Raw genomic sequence first — 12,566 nt, forward strand, 5'->3', positions numbered from 1 at the left:
GGCCGGGATGACGAGATAATTTAGCGGCGAGATCTACAGACCCTGCCCCCGCAGCAGCTTGGGCAGATCCCCCACCGCTCCGCCGGCCTCGTGCATGAAGAACCGCCGGGCCGGCGCGATGCGATTGACCGCCGCCAGGCCGATCCCCCGCGCCACGCGCAGGATCGGGTTGTCGTTGGAGAATAATCGCACAAAGCCGTCGAAGGCCAGGGCGTTGGTCACGGTGTCGAACCGCCGCCAGCGGGCGAAGCGCTCCAGCACGACGTCCGAGCCGATGTCCTCGCCGCCGCGCATGGCTTCGACCAGCACCTCGGCCAGGGCGGCCGCGTCCTTCAGGCCGAGATTCAGGCCCTGTCCGGCGATCGGATGCACGCCATGGGCGGCGTCGCCGATCAGGGCCAGGCGCGGGGCGACCATGCGTTCGGCCAGCGACAGCGACAGCGGATAGACGAATACGGGACCCGCCATCTCGACCTCGCCCAGGAAGTCGCCGAACCGCCGCATCAGGTGGGCGTGGAAGGCTTCCGGCCGCGCGCCGCGCAGGGCCTCGGCCCGGGCGGTGCTCTCGGTCCAGACCAGGCTGGCGCGGTTGCCGGTCAGGGGCAGGATGGCGAACGGGCCGCTGGGCAGGAAATATTCGTGGGCCACGCCCTCGTGCGGGCGCTCCATCTTCACGGTGGCGACCACGCCGCTCTGGCCATAGCCCCAGCCGATCTCGCCGACGCCCGCCGCGCGGCGCAGGGTCGAGCCCCGGCCCTCGGCGCTGACGGCCAGCGGGGCGCTCAGCAACCGGCCGTCGGCCAGCGTCAGGCGGGCGCCGGCGGCGTCGACTTCCAGGTTGGTCGCGGCCATCGGCGCGATCACCGGTATGGCCTTGTCGGTCACGGCTTGAGCCAGCGCCGCGCGGATCTGGCGGTTCTCGATCAGATAGCCCAGGGGCTCGCCGTCCGCGCGGTCGGCGATCTCGCTCGAGTCGAACCGCAGAAAGGCCGGCGAGGCGCCGCGTGCGGCGGCCCCGGGCGTGCGGCCGTCGGTGACCAGGATCTGCTCGATGCGCTGGGCTTGCGGGGCAAGCGCTTCGCCGGCGCCGATCGTGCGCCACTGGCGGAAGCTGGAATAGGCGATGGCCGACGAGCGCCCGTCGAAGGTGGGCGCCAGCTGGGCCTCGAACGGCTGCGGATCGACGAGCAGGGGCTTGAGACCGCCCGAAGCCAGGGCCAGAGCCAGGGTCGAACCGGCCATGCCGGCTCCGGCGATGATCACATCGGCGTCGTGCGTGCGCATGGGGCGGATATGGGCCCTTGGAGGTCTGGGTGTCTAGAGGTCTGGACCGCCTAGACTCGCCCCCACCTGACCGCTGCGCGGTCGTCCGCCCCCATAGGGGGCAGATGAAGCTTGCGAGACTCATCTTCCCCCTATGGGGGAGGAGGGCCGCAGGCCCGGAGGGGGCAAGTGCGTCACATTCCCCCGTCCTTTTGGAAAAACCCCGTCCCAGTGCTATATCCCCTCCTCGAACCCGAAAATCCTCTCGACCCCGGACCGCCCCTTGAGCGTCACCCTCGATCTGTCGCGCGTCTCCAGCGAAGCCACCCCGACGGCCAAGCCGTTGGTGAACCTGTCGGGCCTGACCCGCGCCCAGCTGATGGCCGCCCTGGTCGAGTCCGGCGTGGCCGAGCACGGCAAGGCCAAGATGCGGGCCACCCAGGTGTTCCGCTGGATCCACCATCGCGGCGTCACCGACTTCGCCCTGATGACCGACGTCGCCAAGGAAACCCGCGCGCGCCTGGCCGAGGCCTTCACCATCGCCCGGCCCGAGGTGGTCGAGCGCCAGGTGTCCAACGACGGCACCCGCAAGTGGTTGATCCGGATGGCCCCGGGCATCGAGGTCGAGACCGTCTACATCCCGTCCGTGGGCCGGGTCGGCGCCCTGTGCGTCTCCAGCCAGGTCGGCTGCACGCTGAACTGCAGCTTCTGCCACACCGGAACCCAGGCCCTGGTGCGCAACCTGACGGCCGCCGAGATCGTCGCCCAGGTGCAGATCGCCAAGGACGACCTGGCCGAATGGCCGTCGGACAAGGAAGACCGTCTGCTGTCGAACATCGTGTTCATGGGCATGGGCGAGCCGCTCTACAATCTGGGCCAGGTGTCGGACGCCATCGAGATCATCAGCGACAACGAGGGCATCGGCATCTCGCGTCGCCGGATCACGGTGTCGACCTCGGGCGTCGTGCCGATGCTGGAGAAGCTGGGTGAGGCCACCCAGGCCATGCTGGCCATCAGCCTGCACGCCACCAACGACCCGCTGCGCGACGTGCTGGTGCCGCTGAACAAGAAGTACCCGATCGAAGAGCTGATGGCCGGCATCCGCGCCTATCCGGGCCTGTCCAACGCCCGTCGCGTGACGTTCGAATACGTGATGCTGAAGGGGGTCAACGACCGCCCCGACGAGGCCCGCGCCCTGGTCAAGCTGATCAAGGGCATCCCGGCCAAGATCAACCTGATCCCGTTCAACCCGTGGCCCGGCACAGACTATCAGTGCTCGGACTGGGCCGCGATCGAGGCCTTCGCCGCGATCCTCAACAAGGCCGGCTATTCCTCGCCGATCCGCACCCCGCGCGGCCGCGACATCCTCGCCGCCTGCGGCCAGCTGAAGAGCGAGAGCGAGAAGGTCCGCGCCTCGGCGATGCGCAAGCTGTCGATGGCGGCCATGGCCGGCGTGCTCGACGACGAGGACGACGAGGCGGCGTGAAACGCGGGTTCGTCCAGTATGGTCCGCTTGGCCTAGGCCTGCTGATCCTTGCGGCCGGATTGGTCTTTGGGCTGACGAATTGGGCTTGGCTTCTCGAAGGCCGGCCTTCCGAGAGCTATCCTGAGATCTTCTATATCGGCGTGGTCGCGCCTGTTGGGCTCGCAATATCAGTGATCGGTGCGCTGTGGACTCGCCATGTAGCGCGGCTAAGAAAGTAGAAGGCTAAGTCTCGCGTCCTTCGAGGCCCGCCCGCGCGGACGCCAAGCCCCCTCTACGCACCCCCTGAAACCCGTGGTAGTGATCACCCATCAGTTCCGGGGGTAATCCGCGTTCATGCCGTCCCAGCTTCAGTCGCCCGAGGTCCAGGCCTTCGCCACGGGCTTCCCCGTCACCCTGATGCATGCGGGCGTGACGCTGTTCATGCTGATCCTGGGCACGGCGCTGTATGCGCTGCTGACGCCGCACAAGGAAATCAAGCTGATCCGCGAGGGCAACTCCGCCGCCGCCCTGTCGCTGGGCGGGGTGATGGTGGGCCTGGCCATTCCGCTGGCCGTGTCGCTGACCGCCTCGACCTCGGTGATCGAGATCGTCATCTGGGGCGCGGCGACCATCGCCGTCCAACTGCTGGTCTTCCGCGTCACCGACATAGTGCTGCAGGGCCTGCCCGAGCGGATCCACGAGGGCGAGGTCGCCGCCGCCGCCCTGCTGGTGGGCGCCAAGATCGCCACCGCCCTGATCCTCGCCGCCGCCGTGGCTGGCTGATCGGGCCAGGCCAGGGCGCGGTCCGGTGCATTTCCCAAAGCTTCCCGACTGGCTGGTCTACGCCGCCGCCGTCAGCGCCCTGCTGATCGTCGCGGTCGGCCGGCAGGAGCGCTCCGACGCGCCCACCCCCCCGCCGCCGGTGCCGGGCGAGGAGGGCCTGCCGCTGGGCCCGGCCTCGCCGTTCGATCCGTCCATCGTTGTGCAGGTGCCGGCCAAGCCCGAGCCGGGCTCGGGCACCGCCTTCTCGGTCGGCGACGACGGCGTCTGGCTGACCGCCCGCCACGTGGTCGACGGTTGCAAGTCGGCCGCCATCGTCGTGGCCGACGGACGCGGCGTGGCCGCCAGGATCACCATCGATCCGCGCGCCGACGCCGCCATCCTGACCACCGAGGGCGGCGCGCCGGCCGTGCCGCTGGGCCTGGACGAGCCGCTTCGCCGGGGCGCGCGCGCCTATCATCCGGGCTTTCCGCAAGGCCATCCGGGCGAGGCGGCCTCGCGCCTGCTGGGTCGCGAGAACCTGGTCGTCCACGGTCGCGGGGCCCGCACCGAGCCGGTGCTGGTCTGGGCCGAGGTGGGTCGCACCGACAATCTGAAGGGCACCCTGGCCGGGTTGTCCGGCTCCCCCGCGCTCGACAGCGCTGGCCGGGTGATCGGCGTGACGGTGGCCGAGAGCCCGCGTCGCGGCCGGATCTACACCACGGCCCCCGAGACCCTGAAGACCATCCTGGGCTCCCGCCGCCGCCACGGCGCCGACACCGCCGTCGGCGAGGCCATCACCACCGAGAACTACGGCCGCGTCGCCGACGGCCTGCGCCGCGACCTGCGCGTGGCGCAGGTGGTGTGCATGGGGGTCTAGGCTCCCCGCTCGCTAAATCTTGTCATCCCGGAAGCCTCGCAGAGGCTGTCCGAGACCGCGGCAAGCGCATGCGTTTCCGGTGGTCCCGGCTCTCCGCTTCGCTGCGGCCGGGATGACAGGCCTGGTTAGGCCGCCGTCTCTTCCGCCTGGACCTTCCCGATATCCCCCTGCCGCGCCGCCACCAGGAACGACAGCACGATCGCGGCCACGCCGATCAGCGCGGTGTAGATGAAGAACGCCGTATAGCCCGCCGCCATGGCCGGGGCGCTGACGCCCAGCTTGGCGCCGGCGGCCGTGAAGCTTTCGGGCGGCAGGCGTGTGAACAGGCCCTTCAGCGCCCCGATCGGCCCGCCGGCCTCCGCCGCCTTGGCCGAGGCCTCGACGATCCGTCCCGACTGCGAGGCGATCAGCTTGCCGGGCAGGGCGTAGAGCGATGAGAAGAGAGCGTACTGGGTGGCCGTGAAGCCGGCCGTGGTCAGGCTGGACATGTAGGCGATCAGGGCCGTGCCGGCGACGCCGCCGGCGATGTTGTCGACGCAGATCGAGACGAACAGCATGCCGGTGCTGTGGCCGCTCATGGCCAGCAGCGCGAACATCAGGTTGCTGATCGGCTGGGCGAAGGCCCCGACGATCAGGGCCTTCATCAGGCCGAAGCGCGCCACCACCACGCCGCCCAGGAACACGCCGGCCATCGAGGCGATGATGCCGAACACCTTGCGGATCTCGGCGATCTCGGTGAGCGAGAAGCCCATGTCGCGATAGAACGGGTTCATGATGTTGAGCACGAAGTCCGACACCCGGTAGACGCAGATGGTCGCCAGGATCAGGCCGGCCACGCCCGCGAACCGAGTCAGAAACTCCTTCAGCGGCGAACCCAGCGCGGTCGACAGATAGACGCCGGGCTTGGTCGGAACCTTGGGGATCGGCCAGGCGGCCACGACGATGACGCCCAGGCCCGCCAGCACCCCGGCCAGCTGCAGCCAGACGCCGTTGGGCTTGGCCTTCCACGCCGCGTCCAGGGCTTCGCCGCCGACGAACTTCGACAGCAGGCCAGCGTCGCCCGACAGGCCCGAGCCGACCAGCAGGGCGCCCACCAGCAGGATGGCCAGGCGGACCAGCCACTCGACGACTTCCAGCGCCTTGGGCTGGGTCACGCCGTCGGTGTGGATGGGGCGGATGACGTGGGCCTGCTCGCGCGGGGCCGCCAGGGTCGAGATCACGCCGACCAGCATCGCGCCGGCCATGGCCAGGTACGAGATGTTCCAGCCGAAGCGCTCGGCCAGCAGCAGCGGCACGGCGCCGGCCATGATCATCGCGCCGCGATAGCCCCACTGCACGGCCACGGCCATCTGGCCCTGGCGCTCGGTGTCGACCACCTCGATGCGCCAGGCGTCGATGACGATGTCCTGGGTGGCGGTGGCGAAGCCGACGATCACGGCGATGGCGGCCATCAGCGGCAGGTTCGTCGCCGGATTGACGCCCGAGATGGCCAGCAGGCCCAGGATGATCACCGCCTGGCAGGCCAGCATCCAGGCGCGGCGATGGCCGACCAAGCCGTGCAGCACCGGGATCTTGGTGCGGTCGATCAGCGGGGCCCACAGGAACTTGAACGAGAACGACAGCGTCGCTAGGCTGAAGAAACCGATCACCGCCAGCGACAGGCCGGCGTCGCGCAGCCATAGCGACAGGGTGTCGAAAATCAGCATGTAGGGCAGGCCCGAAGCGAACCCCAGGCCCAGCATCACTAGGCTGCGCCGCTCGCCGAAGAACGCCAGGGTCTGCAGCAGAGTCTTCTTCTGCGCGGTTTCCGGCTGGTCGGTCATGCGGTCGTCCCCCTGGCGGGGAACAGCCCGCCCTTTAGCCGGCGACCTTGGCCCGTGTCGCGGTTTTCGTCCAGACGCCCGGGGCCGCGGGGCCGGTCCAGCGGGTCAGCACGTCGCGCAGGGCCGCGTGGGTCAGGGGTTTCACAAGGAAGTCGTTCATGCCGGCCGCCAGGCAGGCGCGGCGGTCCTCGTCGAAGGCGTCGGCGGTCAGGGCGACGATCGGCACGGTGACGCCCTGGGCGCGGATGGCGCGGGTGGCGTCCACGCCGTTCAGGCCCGGCATGCGCAGGTCCATCAGGATCAGGTCGAAGCTGTCGCTGGACAGGGCCGCGACGGCCTGGTCGCCGCCAGCCACGCGGTCGACCTTGCAGCCCTCGCGCTCCAGCAGGGTGCGGGCCAGCAAGGCGTTGATCGGATTGTCCTCGGCCAGCAGCACGCGCACGCCCGGCGACGAGGCCAGGGCGATGCGGTCGTCCTCGGCGGCCGGTTCGGCGGCGGGAGCGGGGCTCTGCAGATTGGCCTGCAGCACCTGGGCGACGATCGAGGCGGCGCGCAGGGGCTTGATCAGATAGCCGGTAAACCCGGCCTTCTTCAGCCTGTCGATGCGGCCGCGCTGGTCGGGCGTCAGCAGCACCACGGCGCGGCGCCCGGCGGGCGGCTTCAACGCCCCGCGCGGACCAGCCAGGGCGGCGTCGACCAGAAGCACCGCGTCGGCGGGCGCGGCGTCGATGGCCGAGGCGACGTCGGCGGCGACGAAGGCTCGGCCACCGGCGGCCTCGATCTGGCGCGCGGCGGCGATGCGGACAATGGCGTTGGGCGAAGCGACGGCCACGGCCTTGCGGGCCAGCGGCCGCTCGGTCCTGGCCGGTGAAGCGACGGCGAACGGGGCCTCGAACCAGAAGTCGGCGCCCTGGCCGACCTCGCCGCCGACCCCGACCTCGCCGTCCATGGCGCGAGCCAGGCGGGCGACGATGGCCAGGCCCAGCCCGGCTCCGCCCAGCTGGGTGTTGTGGCTGGCGTCGGTCTGGACGAAGGCCTCGAAGATCTTGGCGCGGGCGTCGGGCGCGATGCCGGGGCCCGTGTCGCTGACCGAGAACCGCACGCGGCCGTCCGCCAGGCTGGCGGTCAGCAGCACGCCGCCCTTTTCGGTGAACTTCACGGCGTTGCCGGCGTAGTTCAGCAGGATCTGCCGCAGCCGGCCCTCGTCGGCCAGAATGGTCGGCAGGCCGGGCGTGACGGCCCAGGCGATCTCGATGCTCTTCTCGTGGGCGCGCGGGCTCATCAGCTCGGTGACCTGGCGCAGCAGGGCCTCGACATCGACTGGCGCGGACGTCAGCTCGATGGCCGTGGCGCCCAGGCGCGCGAAGTCCAGTACGTCGTTGACCAGCGACAGCAGGTGGTCGCCGCTCTGGCGCAGGGCGGCGACATAGTCGCGCTGCTCGGCGGTCAGGCGCGTGTTCTCCAGCAGTCGCGCCATGCCCAGCACGCCGTTCAGCGGGGTGCGGAACTCGTGGCTCAGGGTGGCCAGCTGCTCGGGCGTGACGCCGGCGGATGCGCGGGGAGTGGTCATGCCCGAGAGCTTAGCGCGGGCGGCTTAACGGCCGGTCAAAAGCCGCAAGGCGCCGTTCGCGGAAATATTCTTCGCCGCGCCCCGCCGGGCCATTGACGGCGGCCCGCGCGCGCTCAATCTGGCGCTCAGATCAACCCTAGCCTGCGGCCATTTCCTCCTCATGAACTCCCTGGCCGCCGCGACGTCGTCGCGCCGTCGCGCGACGCCACTCGCACCCTTCGTCGCGCCTGTCGCAGAGGCGGCGCGATGAGCGAACCGGCGATCTTCTTTTCCGAGGTCAACGAGCGGCAAGGGGTGTTCAACCGCCGGGCGTTCCTGATGGGCGGCCTGGCCGGCGGCGGCCTGCTGGCCCTCGGCGCGCGCCTGGCCCAGCTGCAGCTGGTCGAGGCCCAGCGCTACCAGAAGCTCTCGGCCGGCAACCAGTTCAACTACCGCCTGGTCTCGCCGCCGCGCGGCGCGATCTACGATCGCAACGGCGTGTCCCTGGCTTCCAACCGCCCCAACTTCCGCCTGATGGTGACCAAGGACACCGGCTTCGACGCCCAGGCCACGCTGGACGAGCTGGCCCAGCTGGTCCCCATCGACGCCGCCCGCCGCTCGCGCCTGTTGAAGGATCTGGCCCGCGCGCCCAGGAAGGCGCCCGTCGCGGTGATGGAGGACATGACCTGGGAGGAGTTCTCCCGCGTCAACATCCGCGCCCCCGAACTGCCCGGGGTCACCGCCGACATGGGCGAGGTGCGGGTCTATCCGTTCGGCGGGGCCTTCGCCCACGTCATCGGTTACGTGGCCAAGGTGTCGGACCGCGACCTGGAGAAGGCGAAAACCGACCCGACCCAGGATCAGCAACTGCTGCACAATCCCGGCTTCCGGATCGGCAAGCTGGGGGTCGAGAAGGCCTTCGACGGTCCGTTGCGCGGCCACGCCGGCGCGACCAAGGCCGAGGTGGACGCCCAGGGGCGCACGGTGCGCCTCGACCCCGAGGGCGACATCCCGGCCAAGCCCGGCGCCGACATCCGCCTGACCCTGGACGCCGACATCCAGAACCGCGCCCTGGAGGTGATGGGCGAGGAGAGCGGGGCCATCGTGGTGATGGACTGCCGCAACGGCGACATCCTGTGCATGGCCTCGGCCCCCAGCTTCGACGCCAACCGCTTCGTAAAGGGCCTGTCGGGCCAGGAATATCGGGCGCTGGCCGAGTACGAGCGCAAGCCGCTGCTCGACAAAGTGATGACCGGCACCTATCCGCCCGGCTCGACCTTCAAACCCACCGTGGCCATGGCGGCGCTGACGGCGGGCGTGAACCCCACCGAGCGGGTGCTGTGCACCGGCGGCTGGGCGTTCGGCGGCCGGGTCTGGCACTGCCACAAGAAGGGTGGCCACGGCATGCAGGACATGCACGACGCCATCAAGAACAGCTGCGATGTCTACTTCTACCAGATGGCCCTGCGCATCGGGCCCGAGCCCATCGCCGCCGCGGCCAAGGCCTTCGGCTATGGCGGGACCTTCGACATCGGCATTCCGGGCCAGAAGAAGGGGCTGGTCGGCTCGCGCGACTGGAAGAAGAAGACCTTCAAGCGCGACCCAACCTGGCATCCGGGCGACAGCGTGCCCTACGGGATCGGCCAGGGCTATATTAACGTCAACGCCCTGCAGCTGGCGGTGATGACGGCGCGGCTCGCCAATGGCCGCAAGGCGCTCAATCCGCGCCTGGTCAAGTCGGTGGGCGGGGTCGAGCAGCCGCATGGCGACGCCGTGCCCAACCTGCCGTTCAGCCAGGAGCACCTGGACATCGTGCGAGCTGGCATGGCGGCGGTGGCCAACGACCCGACCGGCGGGGCGTTCAAGCAGAGCCAGCTGGGCCTGGGCGACGTCAAGATGGCCGGCAAGACCGGCACCGCCCAGGTGCGCCAGTACGCGGCCGGGGCCTCGCGCAGCAATCAGGGCGTCGCCTGGAAGCTGAAGGACCACAACCTGTTCATCGCCTTCGCGCCCTATGACGATCCCCGCTACGCCCTGTCGGTGATCATCGAGCACGGCGGCCAGTTCGGCTCCAGCGCCGCCGCGCCCCGGGCCCGGGAGGTGATGCGCGTGGCCCTGCTGAAGGACCCCGAGATCCGCGCCCGCATCGTGCAGCCAACGCCCCTGCCGGATCTGCCCGAGACCAACGAAAACGAAAGGGAGGTCGAGGGCGACCTGCCGGTCGGTTAGCGCCAGGAGCCTTCAGGCAACAGCTCGCCGCGAACGGCGTCCGCGAGGGCCCGGCGCAGCGCCGCCTTATCGAGGGGCAGGCAGTAGGCCGGCCGAGCGCGCTCGAACCTCCAGCTCTCGACCAGCGCGCCGGCGTCGAACGGCTCGAAGCCGAACTGACCGATCAGATCGGACACGACGCGCTTTGCCGCGTCGTCATCGCCGGCCAACGGAAGGGCCCGCTGGGCTCCAGAGCTTAGCCGCGATCCCATGGAGTTCAGGTCGCGGGCCAAGATGGCGTTGAAGGCCTTGACCAAGCGGGCGTCGGGAAGGCGTCGGGCGACGAGTTCGCTCGTCGTGATCGCATTGTCGTCCAAGTCGCGGATCGCCCCATCGCGTTCCGGATAATAGTTGTTGGCGTCGATGACGATCTTGCCGGCCAACGCGCCCTGTTCAAGCTCGAGCACGCGAACGAGCGGAATGGCGATCAGGACGACATCCCCGAATGCGATGGCGTCGTTGGCGGAGCCAGTCAGGGCGCCGCTCTCCCGCGCGAACGAGTCCAGCGTCTTGGGGGCGCGTGAGTTGCTGACCATAACCTCGTGTCCGGCCCCGATGGCGAGACCTGCAAAGGCCCGCCCGATATTCCCCGCGCCAATCGTGCCGATACGCATTGCAACACCTTCAGTTACTCGTAAGGCGCAGGTGGTGGCGGTCCACGGGGCGATCAAGCTTGGCGGATCCAAAGGTCGTTGAAATGCTTGGGCGAGGTTGGTCTGGCCTGACGGACGCGTCGCTTTCCGGGGCCGGATCAATGTCAGCCCGTGGCTTGGCGCGCTTTTGAGACCGTGGTCGATCCCGAGCGCATGTTAGCCTCTCCCCTCGCGGGAGAAGGTAGCCGCCATGGGCGGTCGGGTAAGGGGGGCACGAGCCTTTCCGGAAAGGGCTTTCAACCCCCTCATCCGGCGCTCCGCGCCGTCCTCCCGCAAGGGGAGAAGGAGAGATGTCACCCGCACCGACACCGCCTACCGGCCCCCTAGAACACCCCCTGCCTGAACGCGCTCGCCGGCTGTTCCTCGCTCGGGACGGTCGAGCGGCGGTGGGCGAGGGCTTCGGCGACGTGGACGCGTTTGACGGTGGGGGCGCCTTCCAGGTCGGCGATGGTGCGGGCCAGGCGCAGGGTGCGGGTCCAGCCTCGGGCGCTGATCCGGCCGGCCTCGGCGGCGCGCGCCAGCAGGGCGCGGCCGGCTTCGTCGAGGGCGACGATCTTTTCCAGGAAGGCGCCCTCGGCCCGGCCGTTCAGAGCCTCGGGGCCGCCATGTTCCTCGGCGCGGTCGATCGCCAGCTGGCGGGCCCGGGCCACGCGGGCGGCGACCTCGGCCGAGCCTTCCGAGGGTGGCGGCAGGGCCAGGTCGGCGGCGGTGACGGCGGGCATGTCGACGGCCAGGTCGATCCGATCCATCAGCGGGCCCGACACCCGCCCCTGATAGTCGCGCTGGCAGCGGGGCGCCTTGCCGCACGCGCCTCGCCCGGCCCCGCCATGGCCGCATCGGCAGGGGTTCATTGCCGCCACCAGTTGCACCTTGGCGGGATAGCGCACATGGGCGTTGGCGCGGGCCACCATCACCTCGCCGGTCTCCAGCGGGGCGCGCAGGCTGTCCAGCGCCTGGACGCCGAACTCGGGCAATTCGTCGAGGAACAGCACGCCGTTGTGGGCCAGCGACACCTCGCCGGGCTTGGCCTTCAGCCCGCCGCCGGTCAGGGCGGCCATGCTGGCGCTGTGGTGGGGCGAGCGGAACGGTCTGGCCCTGGTCAGGGCGCCGCGCGCGATCAGTCCCGCCACCGAATGGACCATCGAGGTCTCCAGGAGCTCGCTTGAGGTCAGGGGCGGCAGCAGGCCCGGCAGGCGCTGGGCCAGCATCGACTTGCCCGAGCCCGGCGGGCCGACGAACAGCAGGTTGTGGCCGCCGGCCGCAGCGATCTCCAGCGCGCGCTTGGCGTGCTCCTGACCCTTGACGTCCCGCAGGTCCTTGGACCGCTCGCCCTCGATCACCGGGCCCGGCGCGGGCGCGCCCAGCACCTGGCTGCCCCGGAAGTGGTTGATCAGCGCCACCAGCGAGCGCGGGGCCAGGATGCGCGTGCCGCCGGCCCAGGCCGCCTCGGGTCCGGACGCCTCGGGGCAGATCAGGCCCAGGCCCAAGGCCCCGGCCGCCATCGCGGCGGGGAGCGCCCCGGCGGCCGGGACGATGCGGCCGTCCAGCGACAGCTCGCCCATCGCCGCCCAGCCGTCGAGCGCGTCCAGCGGGATGACCCCCAGCGCCGCCATCACCGCCAGGGCGATCGGCAGGTCGAAATGGGCGCCCTCCTTGGGCATGTCGGCCGGGGCCAGGTTGGCGACGATGCGCTTGCCCGGCAGCGACAGGCCCAGGCCCGCGAAGGCCCCGCGCACGCGTTCACGGCTCTCGGCGACGCCCTTGTCGGCCAGGCCCACAATGACGAAGGCGCCGCTCTGACCGGAGGTCAGCTGCACCTCGACATCGACGCGCCGGGCCTCAACGCCCTCGAAGGCCACCGTGACGACTTTCGCGGCCATATCCGCCCCGTGGAGAGTTTGAACTT

9 protein-coding genes are annotated in these 12,566 nt (G+C 70.4%); 4 read left to right on the forward strand and 5 right to left on the reverse strand.

The features are described 5' to 3' along the window. Positions 1–33 precede the first annotated feature (33 nt). Positions 34–1,284, reverse strand: a complete 1,251-nt coding sequence (locus AC1RUS_RS14360) for a UbiH/UbiF/VisC/COQ6 family ubiquinone biosynthesis hydroxylase (protein ID WP_492917253.1) — start codon at positions 1,282–1,284, stop codon at positions 34–36. 262 nt (positions 1,285–1,546) lie between these two features. Between AC1RUS_RS14360 and rlmN the strand changes: the two genes are divergently transcribed. From rlmN to AC1RUS_RS14375, 3 genes are all read left to right on the forward strand, one after another. Then, positions 1,547–2,749, forward strand: a complete 1,203-nt coding sequence (rlmN, locus tag AC1RUS_RS14365) for a dual-specificity RNA methyltransferase RlmN (RefSeq protein ID WP_492917255.1) — start codon at positions 1,547–1,549, stop codon at positions 2,747–2,749. Positions 2,750–3,082: 333 nt separating this feature from the next. Beyond that, the gene (locus AC1RUS_RS14370; protein WP_492917256.1) at positions 3,083–3,511 is read left to right on the forward strand and encodes a DUF350 domain-containing protein; all 429 of its coding nucleotides are present in this window, start codon (positions 3,083–3,085) and stop codon (positions 3,509–3,511) included. A gap of 25 nt (positions 3,512–3,536) precedes the next feature. Continuing rightward, entirely contained in the window at positions 3,537–4,367 is an 831-nt protein-coding gene (locus tag AC1RUS_RS14375; protein WP_492917257.1) for a S1 family peptidase, read from the forward strand. A gap of 125 nt (positions 4,368–4,492) precedes the next feature. On the opposite strand, the gene AC1RUS_RS14380 is transcribed toward AC1RUS_RS14375, so the two are convergent. Together AC1RUS_RS14380 and AC1RUS_RS14385 are read right to left on the reverse strand one after the other, a co-directional pair. Then, the gene (locus tag AC1RUS_RS14380; protein ID WP_492917258.1) at positions 4,493–6,190 is read right to left on the reverse strand and encodes an AmpG family muropeptide MFS transporter; all 1,698 of its coding nucleotides are present in this window, start codon (positions 6,188–6,190) and stop codon (positions 4,493–4,495) included. A 34-nt stretch (positions 6,191–6,224) separates the two neighbouring features. After that, complete coding sequence (locus AC1RUS_RS14385) at positions 6,225–7,760, reverse strand: response regulator (protein ID WP_492917260.1); 1,536 nt, start codon at positions 7,758–7,760, stop codon at positions 6,225–6,227. A 246-nt stretch (positions 7,761–8,006) separates the two neighbouring features. Here AC1RUS_RS14385 and mrdA point away from each other — a divergent pair, with 246 nt between their 5' ends. After that, positions 8,007–9,968 (forward strand): penicillin-binding protein 2, encoded by a 1,962-nt coding sequence (gene mrdA / locus AC1RUS_RS14390; RefSeq protein WP_492917263.1) that lies wholly within the window; start codon positions 8,007–8,009, stop codon positions 9,966–9,968. Here the strand turns inward: mrdA and AC1RUS_RS14395 are convergent. Both AC1RUS_RS14395 and AC1RUS_RS14400 read right to left on the reverse strand, forming a co-directional pair. After that, positions 9,965–10,621, reverse strand: a complete 657-nt coding sequence (locus AC1RUS_RS14395; RefSeq protein ID WP_492917265.1) for an NADPH-dependent F420 reductase — start codon at positions 10,619–10,621, stop codon at positions 9,965–9,967. The genes mrdA and AC1RUS_RS14395 overlap by 4 nt on opposite strands. Before the next feature lie 362 nt (positions 10,622–10,983). Continuing rightward, positions 10,984–12,540, reverse strand: coding sequence for a YifB family Mg chelatase-like AAA ATPase (locus AC1RUS_RS14400; protein WP_492917267.1), 1,557 nt, complete (start codon positions 12,538–12,540; stop codon positions 10,984–10,986). Positions 12,541–12,566: the final 26 nt, after the last annotated feature.

The sequence above is a fragment of the Caulobacter sp. GW821-FHT10F06 genome, from assembly GCF_058809215.1.